Source organism: Brevundimonas sp. TWP2-3-4b2, assembly GCF_049897345.1.
Classification (GTDB): domain Bacteria; phylum Pseudomonadota; class Alphaproteobacteria; order Caulobacterales; family Caulobacteraceae; genus Brevundimonas.
Genome location: NZ_JAFCWB010000001.1, coordinates 337,939 through 354,097 on the forward strand (window position 1 = coordinate 337,939; position 16,159 = coordinate 354,097).

Consider the following 16,159-nt stretch of genomic DNA (forward strand, 5'->3'; position numbering starts at 1 on the left):
GACGGCTTTTCGCTTCAGGAGGCTCCAATGATCCGCTTCACCCTCACCGCCGGCGTCGCGCTTCTGTTGGCGGCAGCGCCGGTTCTGGCCCAGACCACGGTGCCGCAGGCGACCGTGTCCGCCAAGGTGCAGACCTCCAGCCCCTCTCCCGGATCGGAGGAATGGCTGCGCCAGCGCGGTGAAAGCTACAGCGCCGCCCCCGACGCAGAACAGGACCCGGCCGAAGTCGCCGAAACGATCCGGCTGAACGCGGCGATCGCGGCCCGCAACGCGGCTGCGGACCGGGCCGAGGCCGAAGGTGCCGCGACCTATGAGCGGGAGAGCGCGCAGTGGCGTGAGCAGACCGCCCGGCTGGAGACCCAGCGCGTGCAGTATGAGGCGGACCTCGCCGCCGCCAACGCCGCGCGCGCCGCCTGGGAACGCGCCCGCGCCGCCTGGGAGGCCGAGGTCGCCGCCTGTGAACGGGCTCGCCGCGTCTGCGTCACCACGGCACCGAAATACTAGGAGGCGAAAATCCCGGTTCGGGTCATCCACGGTGACATCGACTCGGGCAAGACCCGCAGGGCGGCGGCATGGGCCGAGGCTGAGGCGCTTGCCGGGCGCAGCGTCGCCGGCGTTCTGGCGCTGAAGACCCCGTCGGGGCGCCGGTTCATGGATCTGGCGAGCGGCGACGAGGTCGCGCTGGAACATCCAAGGCTGGACGAGACTGCGGTGACTGTGGGCCGCTTCCAGTTCCGCCAGGCGGCGTTCGACTGGGCCGTGCAACGCATCGAGGCGGCGCTGGAGCAGGGTGCAGGGGCGATCGTCATCGACGAGGTCGGCCCGCTGGAGATGCGCGGTGACGGCTTCGCCGGTCTGCTGGACCGGATCGGGCGGGATTACCCGGCCGTGGAGCGGGTCCTGCTCGTGCGGACCAGCCTGGTCGACGAGGTCGCGGCCCGTTTCGGCGACCCGGCCTGTCTTTTTGATCCGCCGCGTAACCTCCCCGCTTCAGGGACGTAGTCCCCAAGGCAAGCGTTGTGCCGGCGGGGTGGTCGTGAGACCGTCGGGATGTCAGCGCGACCGAGGGGAACCATGACCGATATCGTCACAGACACACCGGTCGAGGACGTCCCGCCCGCCGACGCGCGCGCAGACCGTCCCCTGCCCGGTGGCCGGACCGACACCTATCGTCACCCGCCCCTGGTGCGGCTCAGCCACTGGCTGAACGTGATTGCCGTAGTGGTTCTGATCATGAGCGGGCTGAACATCCTGCTGGCCCATCCGCATCTTTACTGGGGCGTGCGTTCGACCTTCGCCGATCCGTGGATCAGCATTCCGCGTCTGCCGGACTGGCTGCTCATCCCCCAGGGCCGCAACCTCGCCGAGGCCCGCAATTACCACTTCCTGTTCGCCTGGGTCTTCGTCATCAACGGCCTGATTTATCTGGCCTATGGCTTCCTGACGCGGCGGTTCGGTCGCCGCATCTGGCCGACCGTGACCGAGTTGAAGGGCTTCGGGCCGTCGGTGGTCGAGCACGCCCGTTTCCACTTCCCGACCGACGACCACGCCCGCACCTACAATGTCATCCAGAAGCTGACCTATGCGACGATGATCCTGGTCATCCTGCCGATGATGCTGATCACCGGGCTGTCGATGTCGCCGGGCTTCAATGCGATCGGCGGGATCCTTCTGGAGATCATGGGCGGGCGGCAGTCGGCGCGGACCCTGCATTTCATCTCGGCCGGCCTGATTGTCGGCTTCATCGCCATCCACGTCGGCCTGGTGATCTGGACCGGCCTGTTCAACAACATGCGGGCGATGATCACCGGCTGGTTCGTGATCGAGCCGGCGGGCTCGACCGCTGGACCCAGGCTCAGGCGCAAAGCGCCGACCGACGAGGGAGACGCCTCATGAACCGCCGCCGCTGGCTGACCGGCGCGTTTGCCACCGCCGCCACCGCCATGCTCTCCGCCTGCGGGCAGGCCGGGATCAGCCTGGCCGAACAGGCCCGGCGCATGGCCGAGGGCCTGACACGACGGGCCCAGCGCCTGGTCGTGCCGCGCGAGGCCCTGGCCCCGACCTACAGCCGGGCCGAGATCTCGCCGGACTTCAAGGCCAATGGCTCAATCGACCCGTCAGCGTCGGACTATCTGGCGCTCAAGGCCAACGATTTCGCCGATTATCGGCTGATCATCGACGGTCTGGTCGAGCGACCGCTGTCGCTCAGCCTGGCCGACCTGCGCGCCCGCCCGTCGCAGAGCCAGATCACCAAACACGACTGCGTCGAGGGCTGGACCTCGATCGGCGAATGGACCGGGGTGCGGCTGGAGACACTGCTGGACCAGGCGGGGCTGAAACCCGAGGCCCGCTACATCGTCTTCCACTGTTTCGACGCCCTGACCCAGACCGAGGACGGCGAGCGCTACTATGAGAGCATCGACCTGATCGACGCCCGACACCCGCAGACCATCCTGGCCTATGACATGAACCAGCAGGTCCTGCCGGTGCCCCACGGCGCGCCCCTGCGCCTGCGGGTCGAACGCCAGCTGGGCTACAAACACGCCAAATATATCCGGCGTATCGAGGCCGTCGAAAGCTTCGCCGACCTGGGCCAGGGCAAGGGCGGCTATTGGGAAGACCGGGGCTACGAGTGGTACGCGGGCATCTGACCCGACGGGGGCTGGGGCTGGCGGCGGGGGCGGCGCTTATCGCCCCGGCGATACCGGCCAGAGCCCGGTCGGACAGTGTGTTCGCGACGACCCGCCACGGCCCGGTCAGCGCCCGGTTCGATGGCCAGGTTCTGGCGTTCAAGGGTGTCCCGTACGGGGCGGACACGGGCCCGCGGCGTTTTCAGCCGCCGATCGTGCCGGCCTCATGGCGCGAGCCCCTTCCCGGCGGAGACTACGGGTCAGCCTCCCCCCAACGCGGGAACGAGCCGAACCAGTCCGAAGACTGCCTGCGGCTCAACGTCTGGACGCCGAAGCTGGACGCCGGGCGGCGACCGGTGATCGTCTACATCCACGGCGGGGCCTATGCGACCGGCTCCGGCTCCAGCCCGCTGACCAACGGGGCGCAGCTGGCGGCGAAGGGCGATGTCGTCGTGGTCACGGTCAATCACCGGCTGGGACCGCTGGGCTATGCCTCGCTGGCACGGCTGGCGCCGGGGTTTGAGGACAGCGGCAATCTGGGCCAGCTGGATCTGGTGCTGGCGCTGCAGTGGGTGCGGGACAATATCGCGGCCTTCGGCGGCGATCCCGGCTGCGTCACCGTGGTCGGCCAGTCGGGCGGCGGAGCCAAGATCGCCACCCTGATGGCCATGCCGGCCGCCGCCGGCCTGTTCCACCGCGCCGTGACCATGAGCGGGCAGCAGGTGACGGCCTCGGGGCCGATGAACGCCACGCGCCGGGCCGAGGTCTGGCTGGAGGCGCTGGGCCTGACGCCCGACCGGATCGAGGCGGTCCGCACAATGCCGGTCGAGCGGCTGATCGAGGCGGCTGGCGCGACCGACTCCATCCTCGGCGGCTCGCTGTATTTCGGGCCGGTGCTGGACGGGCGCAGCCTGGCGCGGCACCCGTTCTGGCCCGACGCCGCGCCGCAGTCGGCCCATGTCCCGACGATGATCGGCAACACCCGCGAGGAGACCCTGATGTTCCTCGGCGGCGATCCGGCCAATGCGGGCCTGACTTGGGACGCCCTGCCCGCCCGGCTGACGCCGTCGCAGATGCGGATCGATGTGGCCCCGGAGGAGGTCGTCGCCTGGTATCGGACGAACCACCCGGCGATGAGCCCCGACCAGGTCCTGATCCGGGCCACCACCGCCGCCCGCAGCTGGCGCGCCGCTGTGATCGAGGCCGAGATGCGGGCCGCGCAGGGGTCGCCCGCCTTCGTCTACCAGCTGGACTGGGCCAGCCGCCTGCCCAACGGCCGGACCGGCGCCTTCCACACCTCGGACATTCCGCTGATGCTGGACAATGTCGCCGCCGAGGGCTCGGGGGCCGTCGGCCCGGAGGCACAGACCATGGCCGACCGGATGAGCGACGCCCTGCTGGCCTTCGCCCGCACGGGCGACCCGAACCACGCCCGCCTGCCGCGCTGGACGCCCTATTCGCTGGAGCGGCGCGAAACCATGATCATGGACCTGCCGCCCCGGATGGAGGACGATCCGCGCGGGGACGAGCGGCGGTTCTTCGGGCGGATTCCGTACATCCAGCCGGGGACGTGAGGGCCGATCAGGCCTCCGCGCCCTCGGCCCGCTTCTGCATCATGGCGTCGAAACTGCCCCAGACGCCTTCGGCTCCATGCCAGGCACCGGTGGTGGCGGCCTTGGAATACTCCGTGGCGCGGGCCTCGAAGAAGTTGGCGTGTTCGACGCCTGACAGCAGCGACTGCAGCCACGGCAGGGGGTTTTCCTTGACCCCGTAGACCTCGGGCAGATGCAGCTGGCGCAGGCGCCAGTCGGCTATGAAGCGGATGTATTGCTTGATGTCGTCGGGAACCATGCCGTTGACCGGCCCCATCTCGAAGGCCAGGTCGATGAAGCGGTCCTCCATGTCGACCACCGTCTTGCAGCAGTCGACGATGTCGGCGGCGACCTCGGGCGTGACCGCCCCGGTCTCCTTGTTGAAGGCGTGGTACAGTTTGATGATCCCGTCGCAGTGCAGACTCTCGTCACGGACCGACCAGCTGACGATCTGGCCCATGCCCTTCATCTTGTTCTGGCGCGGGAAATTCATCAGCATCGCGAAGCTGGCGAACAGCTGGAGCCCTTCGGTGAAGCCGCCGAACATGGCCAGGGTGCGGGCGATGTCGCCGTTGGTCTCGACCCCGAATTTGCCCATGAAGTCATGCTTGTCGCGCATGGCCTCGTATTCCATGAAGGCCCCGAACTCGCTCTCGGGCATGCCGATGGTCTCAAGCAGAAGGGCATAGGCCGCGATATGGATGGTCTCCATGTTGGCGAAGGATGCCAGCATCATCTTGACCTCGGTCGGTTTGAACACCCGACTGTATCGCTCCATATAATTATCCTGGACCTCGATATCGGCCTGGGTGAAGAAGCGGAAGATCTGGGTCAGCAGGTTGCGTTCCGACGGCGTCAGATTGGCCGCCCAGTCCTTGCAGTCCTCGCCCAGCGGCACCTCTTCGGGCATCCAGTGGACCTGCTGCTGCTTCTTCCACATGTCGAACGCCCACGGATAGCGGAACGGCTTGTAGGCCGCCGACGGGGTCAACAGGCCGGGCGTGGTGGGTTTGATCGAGACGTGCGCGTTCATCGGTACCGGGCTCTGATGAGGACTCTGGCGGCGAGTCCGAAGGTGAAATCACCATGCCGTCGGACGCGCCCGGCGCCAAGCCGAAATGCGGCTATATTGCGATCACTTTTTCCGCGACCGCTACATGTAGTGTGTTGAAGAGTCGCGGTTGGGGACAAGCCAAGGCCGTCCTGATGGCTTGCGCGGCATTTCAGACATGCCCGGTGCAGGCCTGGCCGGATCCCGCACCATCGAGTCAGGGCAAGGGGTGAGACCTCAGGCCGCTTCGGCCTCAAGGGTCACGCGGGCTGCGGGGAGGTCGCCGGACAGGGCGCGGTTCACCACCGCCAGCAGACCGGCCTGATTGATCGGCTTGGGCATATGGGCGTTCATGCCCGCGGCAACACAGCGCACCACGTCCTCGGGCATGGCGTCGGCGGTCATGGCTACGACCGCCAGACCGGCCTCGGGTCCCGGCAGGGCGCGAATGCGTCGCGTGGCTTCCAGCCCGTCCATGTGCGGCATGCGGACGTCCATCAGAACCAGATCGAACGGCTGGCCAGCCACCGCATCGACGGCCTCCTGACCATCGCAGACCTCGACCACATCGCAGCCGAAGGCTTCAAGCATGATGCGGGCCACCTCGCGGTTGACCGGATGATCGTCGACGACCAGCACACGCGGGGCCCGGGCCTCGTCGAGGGCCGGATTCGGCGCGTCACGGGGGGCGAGCGGTGCCTCCGCGACCGCGGGCGCGGCATCCGCGGCGCGCCGGACCGGCAGGTTGAGACTGAAGGTCGAGCCCTCACCGAGCCGACTTTCGACCTCGATACGACCGTTCAGGCGCCGGACATGACGGGCGACCAGGGCGAGGCCGAGCCCCGCGCCGCTGTGGGTCCGGCGGATGGTGGCGTCGCCCTGGGCAAACGCTTCGAACAGACCCGGCAGAACCGCGGGCTCAATGCCGCAGCCGGTGTCGGAGACACGAATACAGACCCCGTCCGGCGAACGATCCAGCCGCACCACGACTGCGCCCTGATCGGTGAATTTCACGGCATTTGCGATCATGGGATGCAAGGCCTGACGCAGCGCCCGGCGATCGCACAGGTAGCGGGCGTTTCCGGGCAGGCGGTCGTCGATCGTCAGGCTGAGACCCCGGGCGGCGGCCGCGGTCCCGCTCGGTGCGGCCGCCTCACGAACGACGGCTCCGAGGTCCAGGGGTTCGGGCGAGACAGCGTCGTCGCCCCGGGCGAAGTCCAGGATATCCTCGACCAGCATCAGCAGGCCGTCGCTGGATTCGCGGATCTGGCGGGCCTGGCGCAGGGCCGTGGCGTCCATTCCCGGGCGGTTGGCCAGGACGTCGGCGAAGCCGGCGACCCCGTTCAAGGGGGTCCGCATCTCATGGCTCATCATGGCCAGGAAGCGCGAGCGTGAGGCGGCGGCATCCTCGGCCCTTCGCCGGGCCTCCTGGGCGGCCACGGTGCGGGCGAGCAACCGTGCCTCGAGCCGTCTGCGTTCCGTCATGATCGTGGAGATCGGAAGCATGGTGGCCAGCATGGCCAGCAGATAGAGATTGTAGACGCCCAGCCGCCGCAGCATGGGGGGGACGTCGGCGAGTCCCGGCGCGTCCATCAGACGGGTCAGGTGCACGGGGCCATGGCCGGTCAGGGTCGCAACACCGGTGATCACGGCCAACAGGACCACCGCGCAGGCGGTCCGGGTCGGCGACAGGCGCAGGCCGATCAGCAACATCGGCGGGAAGGTCAGGAAGGCAATGGGGGCGTCGTTCTGCCAGAAGGCGAACGTGGTCACGCCGAGCATGATGGCGAACAGGCCGAGAGCCTCAGGCGCGCGGGCCTGGGCCATACCTTCAAACCGGTGGGCGCGGGCGACCAGCAGCAGGATCGGCGTGACCAGCAGCAGGCCCAGCAGTTCGACGATGTAGAAGGAATAGATGCTGAACACGAGGCCGGTGCTCAGACCGGTCTGGCGGATCAGCATCACCAGGCCGAACCCGACGGCGGTGATCACAGCCACCGCGGGCACAGCCGCGAGGCCGGCAAAGGCCATCAGGCGTTTCGGCCGCCGCATGTCCAGCGCCGCGCCGCAGACGCGTCGAGCAAGGAAGGCGCACAGGGTCGCCTCGCCCAGATTCAGCAGGGCGTTGAGCCACAGCAGGACTCCTGGGTCTCCCCGAACGACGTTGCTGAAAAGATTGATGGTGAAACACGCCGTCAGTACGGCCACGGCGGGCCGGCGGCGCAGTTGCAGCAGGGCTGCCACCATGATGCCGTTGGACAGCCAGACCGCGATCGCGCCGAACGTGGCCACGCTCCAGTGGCCGATCAGCTGCGATGCCGCGAACAGCGCCACATAAGCCCAGGCGGGCGGACCCGCCACGCGGCCCGCTTCATGCCGGAATAAGCGCCAACGACCCGTCAACCGAACCCCCTTCGGCCCCCACCGAGTTTCCAGCGCTAAGGGGAATGCGTAAACAAATCAGCCTCTGCGGCGAGACGGAGTCGTGTCCCTGCCGGCGCGGGCCGGCGATACGCCCGGGGTATTCCAGGTCTGAAACGCCGTACGCGGCTCGAAACGTCGCCAGATGACCCAAAGCAGCAACGCCAGCAGAATGCCCAGACCGTCGGCCAGCAGATCGCCCCAGCTGGCGTCCCGACCGACCAGGCCCTGAATGATCTCCACCGCCCCGCCCACGACGAGCGCGGCCAGCGCGGCCAGCGTGCGCGGCAGGCGACGGAACAGGACGCCGATGCTCCAGAGGATCAGTCCGAAGGCGACGAAATGCGCCGCCTTGTCCCAGATGTTGGTGGCGGCTTCGACATTCTGGAACGGGCCGACCATGGCACCGACGATGACGACCAGCAGGACACCCGCCATAAGACGCATCAGGTATTTCATCGGGCAGGTACTCGAAAGCGACAGGATCAGGCTTGATATCAGCGCGCGGGCAGAACCCACACCCCGGTTCCCGGCCGCTAGGCCACCGTGTCGGGCGTGTCGGCATCGGGCGAGGGCTCGTCCCGCAGACGCGCGTGACGCACCATCTGGCGGCGCTCGATGGCATAGGCGACCAGCCATGTCGTCATGGCCCAGGCGGACCCGACGCTCCAGCCCGCCAGCACGTCCGTCGTCCAGTGCGCGCCGAGATAGATCCGGGTCAGCCCGACGATCAGGGTCAGGACGACGCCGACGCCCAGCACATAGACCTTGAACCTGCGCCGGGGGAATGCCCGCGTCAGCATGACCGCAATGCTCAGGTAGAAGACCGCTGACAGCAGGGCGTGGCCGGAAGGAAAACTGGCGTTGATGGTTGCGACGGCGCGGTAAATCTCGGGCGGACGATCCCGCTCGAACACCGATTTCAGACCCTCGCTCAACATCACGCCCCCACCCAGACCGACCAGCAGCAGAAGGCCCGAAAGCCGTTTGCGCTGCAGGAACAGGAACAGGATCACAATCGTGGCGAACAGCATCAGGACAGCGATACTGCCCAGCGACGTCAGGTCGCCTGCCCCCTCCTCGAGCCACCGGGGGCCCCAGGCGTCTGACGGGCTGGCGTGCGGTCGCAGCGCGGACAGGACCGCCTGATCGAACGCCTGGCCCTCGCCCTCCCGCATGTCCTCCGCCAAGTTGGCGAAGATCGCCAGCCCCGCTGCGACCACGAACAGGGCACTGACGGCCGCAAGCTCCGTCCTGGCGATGCGCAGGGCGCGGCGGAAAAAATTGATTGTGCGACTGGAGGTCATCGGCAGCTAACGGTCCCGCTTGTGGGACTGTTCCACTCACGCGTTCGTGATTCAACGACAAGTCTGCTGTCACGCCCGCGTCGCGGCCTGTCCACAGGCTCATCCCCCGCCTTGATGCCGATTCGGACAGAAAGTGATCGTCAACCCCGTTGACGGTTGGTTAGCCATCTGCGCCCCATATGTGGGCTTGGGGAGCGCTTCAGCCACTAGGTCTTGTGGTTTGGAGCGCGGGGATCACCATTCGAATTTTGTTCAGGGCGGCGAATACCATGGCTGGCGGCGAAGCGTTGAAGACGGTTGATTTCCTGTCGGCAGAGGGCGATGCGACCGCGCGTCCCCATCTGTCCGTCGTGCGCTCCCTCCAGCTCGACCGGTCCCGTGACGACCTGCTGACCGACTTCGGCAAGAAGACGCTCGAGGATCGCTATCTGCTGTCCGGCGAAAGCTATCAGGACATGTTCGCCCGCGTGGCGACGGCCTATGCCGACGACGCCGACCACGCCCAGCGCGTCTATGACTATATGTCCAAGCTGTGGTTCATGCCCTCGACGCCGGTGCTGTCGAACGGCGGCGCGGATCGCGGCCTGCCGATCAGCTGCTTCCTGAACGCGGTGAGCGACAGCCTGGACGGCATCCAGTCGGTCTGGAACGAGAATGTCTCCCTGGCCTCGAACGGCGGCGGCATCGGCACCTACTGGGGCGGCGTCCGGTCGATCGGCGAGAAGGTCAAGGGCGCGGGACAGACCTCGGGCATCATCCCCTTCATCCGCGTGATGGACTCGCTGACGCTGGCGATCAGCCAGGGTTCGCTGCGCCGCGGCTCGGCCGCCGTGTACCTGGACGTCCACCACCCGGAGATCGAGGAATTCCTCGAAATCCGGAAGCCCTCGGGCGACTTCAACCGCAAATCCCTGAACCTGCACCACGGCATCAACATCTCGGACGCCTTCATGGAGGCCGTCCGCGACGGCCGGACCTTCGACCTGCTGTCGCCCAAGGACCAGGCCGTGGTGAAGACCGTCGACGCCCGCGTCCTGTGGCAGAAAATCCTCGAGATCCGCCTGCAGACCGGCGAGCCCTATCTGATCTTTTCCGACACGGTGAACCGCCAGATGCCGCAGCATCAGCGCGACCTCGGTCTGTCGGTGAAACAGTCCAACCTGTGCTCGGAAATCACCCTGCACACCGGCCGCGACCACCTCGGCGTCGACCGCACCGCCGTCTGCTGCCTGTCATCGGTCAATGCCGAGAGCTTCCTGGAATGGCGCGAGGAGCCGCGCTTCATCGAGGACGTGATGCGCTTCCTCGACAATGTGCTGGAGGATTTCATCCGCCGCGCACCGCCGGCCATGGCCGCGGCCGTTTATTCGGCCAAGCGCGAGCGTTCGGTGGGTCTGGGCCTGATGGGCTTCCACTCCTTCCTGCAGGCCCAGGGCGTGGCCTTTGAATCCGCCATGGCCAAGTCGTGGAACATGCGCCTGTTCAAGCATCTGCGCCGCGAGGCCGACAAGGCCAGCCGCCTGCTGGCCGAGGAGAAGGGTGCCTGCGAGGACGCTGCCGAGCGTGGCGTGCTGGAACGGTTCAGCCACAAGCTGGCCATTGCTCCGACCGCCTCGATCTCGATCATCTGCGGCGGCACAAGCGCCGGCATCGAGCCGATCCCGGCCAACATCTATACGCACAAGACCCTGTCGGGCTCGTTCGCGGTCAAGAATCCCTATCTGGAACGCCTGCTGGGCGAGAAGGGCATCGACACGACCGAAGTCTGGTCCTCGATCCTCGAGCACGAGGGCTCGGTGCAGCACCTCGACGCGCTGAACGACGACGAGAAGGCCATTTTCAAGACCGCCTTCGAACTGGACCAGCGCTGGATCGTCGAACTGTCGGCGGACCGCTCGCCGGAAATCTGCCAGGCCCAGTCGATCAACCTGTTCATCCCAGGCGACGTCAACAAATGGGACTTGCACATGCTGCACTGGTCCGCTTGGGAGAAGGGCGTGAAATCGCTCTACTATCTGCGCTCCAAATCGATCCAGCGTGCGGCGTTCGCCGGTGCCGAGGACAAGGTCGAGGCAGAGATCGATCCCAACCAGCCGGACCTCTTCTCGGCGGCCCGCACCGACTATGATGAGTGTCTCGCCTGCCAGTAGGCCAGGCCTGAAACTCGCGCGAGAGGTTCGACCGATTGCAGAGCGTCTTGATCACATCCACTGCTGAACTCCTGGATAGCGACGCTGAATTCCTTGTTGGCGGTGCGGCCCGGATCGTGCAGGGTTGGATTCGTTAACGGATCAGGGAGGTCCGGTTGATGCGCAAGACGGCGTTCCTTGCAGGCATGTTGGCGACTGTGGCCCTTGTGGGCCCGGCGTTCGCAGCCGACTCCCGGGCCCTGCAATCCGCAGCCGCGGGCTCAGCCGATCCCTGGAGAGTCGCGCCCGAACGCCCCACCAATGTCGCAGATCTGCTGACACGCCTCGACCGCGACGATCGCTACGCCACTGAATCCGCCTGGGAGACGTCTGACGGCTGGACGGGATACGCTCCGGGCCACGACCGCTCTTCGCCATGGGCCGCATCCAGCCGGGACGTATGGTTCGAGTCCTCCGGGTACGACGACCGCCTGCGTCTGCGCACCGAAGGGCCGGTTCGCCGCCTGGACGGCTCGCCCCTGCCGCCCGGACCGCTGGATGCCGCGACCTGGGACACGGAACACTATGACCTGACCTATACGCGCGGCTGGACCGAGACCCTGGGCCAGACGGCGTCCGGTCTGGATGTCACACTGACACCGCACCTCGGCGTAGGTGTGGGATCGCGCGGCGGCACGACCGAAGCCGGAGCCACCCTGCGCATCGGACGGAACCTGAACGGGCTGGTCCCCGACGGCGGCGCGGAATTCGGCGAGCGCCCTCGCTGGTATCTGTATGCCGCCGGATCTGGCCGCTCCGTGGGCTATAATTTCGCCCGCAACCGCGACGGCGACTACGCCCGCTCCGGCGTCAGTCAGGATTCGGGCAATTTCCTCGGCGACGCCTCTCTGGGTCTGGCCATGCGCCGGGGGCCGGTGCACAGCGCGCTGAGTGTCGTCTATCGCGAGATTCAGACCGAAGGCCTTCGCGCCGGCCACGGCGTCGACACCGACGTGTCCGAAGGGCTGATCGCCTTCCAGCTGTCGATCAAGCCCGAGTAGGGAGCAGGGAGGAGGGCGTAATGATTGACGATCGCCGGTCGGGTCACCGGCATGGGCACTCCCCAGACCTTTTCCCTAAGCCCTAAGCCCTAAGCCCTAATCCCCCGTTCGGGCCACGCCCTCACGCCGGTCGTCCGCGCCACTGTCCCAGCGCCAGCCCGCGGCACCCTGACGCCAGATCGCGCCATGCAGACCCGAGTTTTCACTCGCATTGGGCCGGAGGACGATCCCGCGCGCCGCCAGCCCCGTACGCAGCGCCTCGGAGAACCGGTCCGTATCCGCGCCGAAGCCGTCGCCCTTGGCCACCAGATTGGGCAGGTTGAACGCCGCCTGCACCGGCAGCCCCCAGTCCAGCACGGCGATCAGGGCCTTGGCGTTATAGGCCAGGATCGACGGCCCGCCCGGCGAACCGAGGGCCCCCACCAGCCGGCCCTGACGGTCCAGAATGATCACCGGCGACATCGAAGAGCGGGGCCGTTTGCCCGCCGCCACGGCATTGGCCGCCGAACCGCCGTCTGAACGCGTGGGGGTGAAGGAAAAATCGGTCAGCTGATTGTTGAGGAAGAAGCCCGCCGCCATCCGGCCCGAGCCGAAGATGCTCTCGACCGTGGTGGTCATGCTGACCGCATTGCCCCGGGCGTCCACGACGACGAAATGCGACGTCCCCGCCGGCTCGCGGGTGGCGTCCGGCCCGGCCAGCACCCCGCCCGGCGGCGTGCCCGGCTCGGCAGCGCCGGTCAGCCCCGGAGCCAGGGCCGCGCGGCCGGCGACATAGTCCGGGTCCAGCAGGCCCTGCACCGGTACGCCGACAAAGCCGGGATCGCCGACGTAGCGGTCGCGGTCGGCGTACATCAGCCGTTGCAGCTGGGCGAAGGCCGTCCAGGCGGCCGCGCTGTCGGGGCCGGCGTCGATATCAGGCGTCTGCTCGGCCATGGCCAGAAGCTGGAGCAGGGCCACGCCGCTGGACGGCGGCGGCGGCACACAGACGACATAGATCCGGTAGGGCCGGCACAGGGCCCCACGCTCGATCGGGGCATAGGCGGCGAGGTCTTCGGTGCCGAGGGTCCCGGGCCGCGGCTCCTGGGCCACCACCGCGGCGATCTCGCGCGCGATCCGGCCCTGGTAGAAGACCTCGGCCCCGCCCGCCGCCAGCTCGGCCACGGTCTCGGCATAGGCCGGGTTTTTCAGCACGTCGCCGGCGACGTAACGCGTCCCGTCCGGCCTGGTGAAATAGGCATTGGCCCAGCGCGAGCGCGCCTGGCCCCGGGTCAGGGCGATCATCCCGGCCAGACGGGGGCTGACGACAAAGCCGTCGCGCGCCAGCCGCTCCGCATCACCGAACAGGCTGCTCCAGGCCAGAGTGCCATGGGCCTTCTGCGCCATCGCCAGCATGGCCACGGCACCGGGCGCGCCCGTCGACCGGCCGCTGAGGATCGCATCGCCCACGCCCAGGGGCCGGCCGTTCTCGTAGAACAGCTCGGGCGTCGCCGCCGCCGGTGCGGTCTCGCGCCCGTCATAGCCGGTGACCGCCCCGCTCGCCGCATCGAACACCATCATGAACGCCCCGCCGCCCAGACCGGACGACTGCGGCTCCACCAGACCGAGCACCGCTTGGATCGCCACCGCGGCGTCCACAGCCGAACCGCCCCGACGCAGCACTGCCAGCCCCGCCTCAACCGCCAGCGGATTGGCCGCCGCCACGAAGGGGCCGCGCGCCGCGGGAGCCTCGGCGACCGGGGTCGTCGCGGCACCGGCCGGGCCGAACGCGCCCCGGCCGGCCACCGCGCACCCCGACAGGCCCACGCTCGCCGCGGCGACAACGGCCGCAAGGGCGCGGATGGACCGGAACGGGAACAGCATCATGGGGACTCGCAGGCGACGTCGGGAGCGATTTCGGGTGGCGTGGCGCACCCTGCCCCGCCGCCCGCGCGAACGAAAGCCCCGTACGCGCGGTGTTCTGCGGGCCACCGGCGCAACAACGCCGAAAACCCGCCTTCAGGGCCTTGCTCCCTCGTCCCCTCTCCGCTAGATACCCGCCCTCGCCGTTCGCGGCCAAGCGCGCCCGTAGCTCAGCTGGATAGAGCATCAGACTACGAATCTGAGGGTCGGACGTTCGAATCGTTCCGGGCGCGCCATATTTTCTTCTTTCCAGTCTGCCGGGCCGGACTGCGGCGGGCCGCGGCTCGCAGGCGTCAGACGCTCTGGATTGAGCCCGGGAGGCCCTCATCTCCGCCTCTGGATGGACTTGGCGCTGCGGGAGCGTCAGCGTCGGGGCATGAGCGAATCGCCCGCCCAACCGCCTGATCGACGGCCCGGCTTCTACGAATTCTTCGCCGGCGGCGGCATGGTGCGGGCCGGGCTGGGCGAGGGCTGGCGCTGTCTGTTCGCCAATGACATCGATCCGGCCAAGGGGCAGGCCTATCGCGCCAACTGGGGCGGGGACGATTTCCAACTGGGCGACATCGGCCAGGTGGTGTCGGACGAGCTGCCGGGTACGGCGCACCTGATGTGGGGGTCGTTCCCGTGCCAGGACCTGTCCCTCGCCGGGGCCGGAGCGGGTCTGGGCGGACGCCGCTCGGGCACCTTCCACGCCTTCTGGGACGTGGCCCGGGCCCTGACGAGGCAGGGGCGGGCCCCGGCGATCGTGGCGGTCGAGAACGTCTGCGGCACGCTGACCTCGCGGGGCGGGCGCGATTTCGAGGCGGTGTGCCGGACCTATGTCGAGGCGGGATATCGCTGGGGCGCGCTGGTCATCAACGCGGACCGGTTCCTGCCCCAGTCCCGGCCGCGCCTGTTCGTGATCGGCCTGCGGGGCGACCTGCCCACACCGGCAGGCCTGACCACGCCGGGTCCGCTGGAGCCGTTCCATCCGAAAGCCCTGCGCCAGGCGGTCGACCGGTTCCCCGACGACCTGCGCGCCTCCATGGTCTGGTGGCGGCTGCCGGAACCGACGACCCGGCCGGTGACGCTGGCCTCGGTCATCGAGGCAGACCCTTCGGATACGCCGTGGAATACGGCCGAGCGGACCGCGCGGCTGCTGGGCCTGATGTCGCCGGTCAATCTGGCCAAGGTGGAACAGGCGCGCCTTGCCGGCGGCCTAAGCGTCGGAGCCCTGTTCCTGCGGACCCGGCAGGACGCCGACGGCGGCAAGCGCCAGCGCGCCGAGGTCCGGTTCGACGTCGCCGGATGTCTGCGCACGCCGGCCGGCGGATCCAGCCGCCAGACCGTGCTGGTCGTCGAACGGGGCGCGGTGCGGACGCGACTGATGTCGGCGCGTGAGACGGCGCGACTGATGGGACTGTCCGACGGCTACAACCTGCCCGTGACCTACAGCGGCGCGTGCCGGTTGACCGGGGACGGCGTGGCCGTTCCGGTCGTGCGGCATCTGGCCGAATGGCTGTTCGAGCCGATCCTCGAAGCCGCCGCCGGAACCCGAAGGGCGGCCTGAATCCGGTCGCCGGACCCTCTTGCCAAAGCCACACAGCGGCGCATCATATGGCTCAGGGGTCCGGGGAGATCATCATGAAATATCTGGTTTTGAGTGTGGTCGTTCTGGCAGCCGCGGCGACGCCCGCGGCGGCCGAAAGCTGGCATCCGTTCTCGCGCAGCCCGAACAACGTCTTCATGGCCGATGTCGACAGCATCACGGTCAATGGCGACATCACGAGCGTCCACGTCGCCACGGCCCCCAGGACCGGGGCTGCGGGCGACTACAGCTATTCGGTCGAGACCTATGAAATCCAGTGCGCCACCAGCCACTGGCGCACGGCCGGGGTCGTCGAATACGGTCCCGACGGGGCCGAGGCGGACCGCTACCCCGAAGAGGGCGCGGCCTGGGAGGAGGTGCGCCCGAACACCTCGCCCGAGTTCCTGAACAACATCGTCTGCAAGGGCTCGCGCGCCCAGCCCCCGATCTGGCCGACCATCAAGGACTTCATCGACGCCGGCCGGACCTAGACCCCGGACCT

At 68.2% G+C, this 16,159-nt stretch carries 14 protein-coding genes and 1 tRNA gene; 10 read left to right on the top strand and 5 right to left on the bottom strand.

All coding sequences use genetic code 11. The features are described from left to right. The first annotated feature begins 27 nt into the window (after window positions 1-27). From ACP7AS_RS01570 to ACP7AS_RS01590, 5 genes are all read left to right on the top strand, one after another. Window positions 28-504 carry a hypothetical protein gene (locus ACP7AS_RS01570; RefSeq protein ID WP_426027070.1) on the top strand — a complete coding sequence of 159 codons (477 nt, stop codon included), beginning with the start codon at window positions 28-30 and terminating at the stop codon, window positions 502-504. Window positions 505-540: 36 nt separating this feature from the next. After that, complete coding sequence (locus ACP7AS_RS01575; RefSeq protein ID WP_426027490.1) at window positions 541-1,002, top strand: nucleoside-triphosphatase; 462 nt, start codon at window positions 541-543, stop codon at window positions 1,000-1,002. Between the two features lie 72 nt (window positions 1,003-1,074). After that, window positions 1,075-1,896: a cytochrome b/b6 domain-containing protein gene (locus ACP7AS_RS01580; RefSeq protein ID WP_426027071.1), complete on the top strand. Its 822-nt coding sequence runs from the start codon at window positions 1,075-1,077 to the stop codon at window positions 1,894-1,896. Continuing rightward, on the top strand, window positions 1,893-2,651 hold the full coding sequence (locus tag ACP7AS_RS01585) for a molybdopterin-binding protein (protein WP_426027072.1): 759 nt from the start codon (window positions 1,893-1,895) through the stop codon (window positions 2,649-2,651). The genes ACP7AS_RS01580 and ACP7AS_RS01585 overlap by 4 nt, the downstream gene beginning before the upstream one ends. Continuing rightward, entirely contained in the window at window positions 2,633-4,204 is a 1,572-nt protein-coding gene (locus ACP7AS_RS01590; RefSeq protein WP_426027073.1) for a carboxylesterase/lipase family protein, read from the top strand. Before ACP7AS_RS01585 ends, ACP7AS_RS01590 begins: the two co-directional genes overlap by 19 nt. Window positions 4,205-4,211: 7 nt before the next feature. Here ACP7AS_RS01590 and ACP7AS_RS01595 read toward each other — a convergent pair whose 3' ends face one another. From ACP7AS_RS01595 to ACP7AS_RS01610, 4 genes are all read right to left on the bottom strand, one after another. Further along, on the bottom strand, window positions 4,212-5,255 hold the full coding sequence (locus ACP7AS_RS01595; RefSeq protein WP_426027074.1) for a ribonucleotide-diphosphate reductase subunit beta: 1,044 nt from the start codon (window positions 5,253-5,255) through the stop codon (window positions 4,212-4,214). Between the two features lie 255 nt (window positions 5,256-5,510). Beyond that, a complete protein-coding gene (locus tag ACP7AS_RS01600; protein ID WP_426027075.1) occupies window positions 5,511-7,634 on the bottom strand; it encodes a response regulator in 2,124 nt (707 codons plus the stop codon). A 99-nt stretch (window positions 7,635-7,733) separates the two neighbouring features. Next, the gene (locus tag ACP7AS_RS01605) at window positions 7,734-8,153 is read right to left on the bottom strand and encodes a VanZ family protein (protein WP_426027076.1); all 420 of its coding nucleotides are present in this window, start codon (window positions 8,151-8,153) and stop codon (window positions 7,734-7,736) included. 77 nt (window positions 8,154-8,230) lie between these two features. Continuing rightward, entirely contained in the window at window positions 8,231-9,001 is a 771-nt protein-coding gene (locus ACP7AS_RS01610) for a phosphatase PAP2 family protein (RefSeq protein WP_426027077.1), read from the bottom strand. Between the two features lie 269 nt (window positions 9,002-9,270). On the opposite strand from ACP7AS_RS01610, the gene ACP7AS_RS01615 reads away from it, so the two are divergent. Together ACP7AS_RS01615 and ACP7AS_RS01620 are read left to right on the top strand one after the other, a co-directional pair. Continuing rightward, window positions 9,271-11,151, top strand: a complete 1,881-nt coding sequence (locus tag ACP7AS_RS01615; RefSeq protein WP_426027078.1) for a ribonucleoside-diphosphate reductase subunit alpha — start codon at window positions 9,271-9,273, stop codon at window positions 11,149-11,151. Between the two features lie 158 nt (window positions 11,152-11,309). Next, entirely contained in the window at window positions 11,310-12,191 is an 882-nt protein-coding gene (locus ACP7AS_RS01620) for a lipid A-modifier LpxR family protein (protein ID WP_426027079.1), read from the top strand. 96 nt (window positions 12,192-12,287) lie between these two features. On the opposite strand, the gene ACP7AS_RS01625 is transcribed toward ACP7AS_RS01620, so the two are convergent. Next, window positions 12,288-14,054, bottom strand: a complete 1,767-nt coding sequence (locus tag ACP7AS_RS01625) for a gamma-glutamyltransferase family protein (protein ID WP_426027080.1) — start codon at window positions 14,052-14,054, stop codon at window positions 12,288-12,290. A 195-nt stretch (window positions 14,055-14,249) separates the two neighbouring features. On the opposite strand from ACP7AS_RS01625, the gene ACP7AS_RS01630 reads away from it, so the two are divergent. From ACP7AS_RS01630 to ACP7AS_RS01640, 3 genes are all read left to right on the top strand, one after another. Beyond that, a tRNA-Arg gene (locus ACP7AS_RS01630) sits at window positions 14,250-14,326 on the top strand. A 140-nt stretch (window positions 14,327-14,466) separates the two neighbouring features. Next, window positions 14,467-15,639, top strand: a complete 1,173-nt coding sequence (locus ACP7AS_RS01635; RefSeq protein WP_426027081.1) for a DNA cytosine methyltransferase — start codon at window positions 14,467-14,469, stop codon at window positions 15,637-15,639. A gap of 74 nt (window positions 15,640-15,713) precedes the next feature. Continuing rightward, entirely contained in the window at window positions 15,714-16,148 is a 435-nt protein-coding gene (locus tag ACP7AS_RS01640; protein ID WP_426027082.1) for a surface-adhesin E family protein, read from the top strand. Window positions 16,149-16,159: the final 11 nt, after the last annotated feature.

Bases quoted from the DNA above. Each gene is read 5' to 3' on its own strand.
- ACP7AS_RS01640 (WP_426027082.1), top strand. From the start codon at position 15,714: ATGAAATATCTGGTTTTGAGTGTGGTCGTTCTGGCAGCCGCGGCGACG.
- ACP7AS_RS01595 (WP_426027074.1), bottom strand. From the start codon at position 5,255: ATGAACGCGCACGTCTCGATCAAACCCACCACGCCCGGCCTGTTGACC.
- ACP7AS_RS01615 (WP_426027078.1), top strand. From the start codon at position 9,271: ATGGCTGGCGGCGAAGCGTTGAAGACGGTTGATTTCCTGTCGGCAGAG.
- ACP7AS_RS01570 (WP_426027070.1), top strand. From the start codon at position 28: ATGATCCGCTTCACCCTCACCGCCGGCGTCGCGCTTCTGTTGGCGGCA.
- ACP7AS_RS01605 (WP_426027076.1), bottom strand. From the start codon at position 8,153: ATGAAATACCTGATGCGTCTTATGGCGGGTGTCCTGCTGGTCGTCATC.
- ACP7AS_RS01625 (WP_426027080.1), bottom strand. From the start codon at position 14,054: ATGATGCTGTTCCCGTTCCGGTCCATCCGCGCCCTTGCGGCCGTTGTC.
- ACP7AS_RS01620 (WP_426027079.1), top strand. From the start codon at position 11,310: ATGCGCAAGACGGCGTTCCTTGCAGGCATGTTGGCGACTGTGGCCCTT.
- ACP7AS_RS01610 (WP_426027077.1), bottom strand. From the start codon at position 9,001: ATGACCTCCAGTCGCACAATCAATTTTTTCCGCCGCGCCCTGCGCATC.
- ACP7AS_RS01580 (WP_426027071.1), top strand. From the start codon at position 1,075: ATGACCGATATCGTCACAGACACACCGGTCGAGGACGTCCCGCCCGCC.
- ACP7AS_RS01635 (WP_426027081.1), top strand. From the start codon at position 14,467: ATGAGCGAATCGCCCGCCCAACCGCCTGATCGACGGCCCGGCTTCTAC.
- ACP7AS_RS01585 (WP_426027072.1), top strand. From the start codon at position 1,893: ATGAACCGCCGCCGCTGGCTGACCGGCGCGTTTGCCACCGCCGCCACC.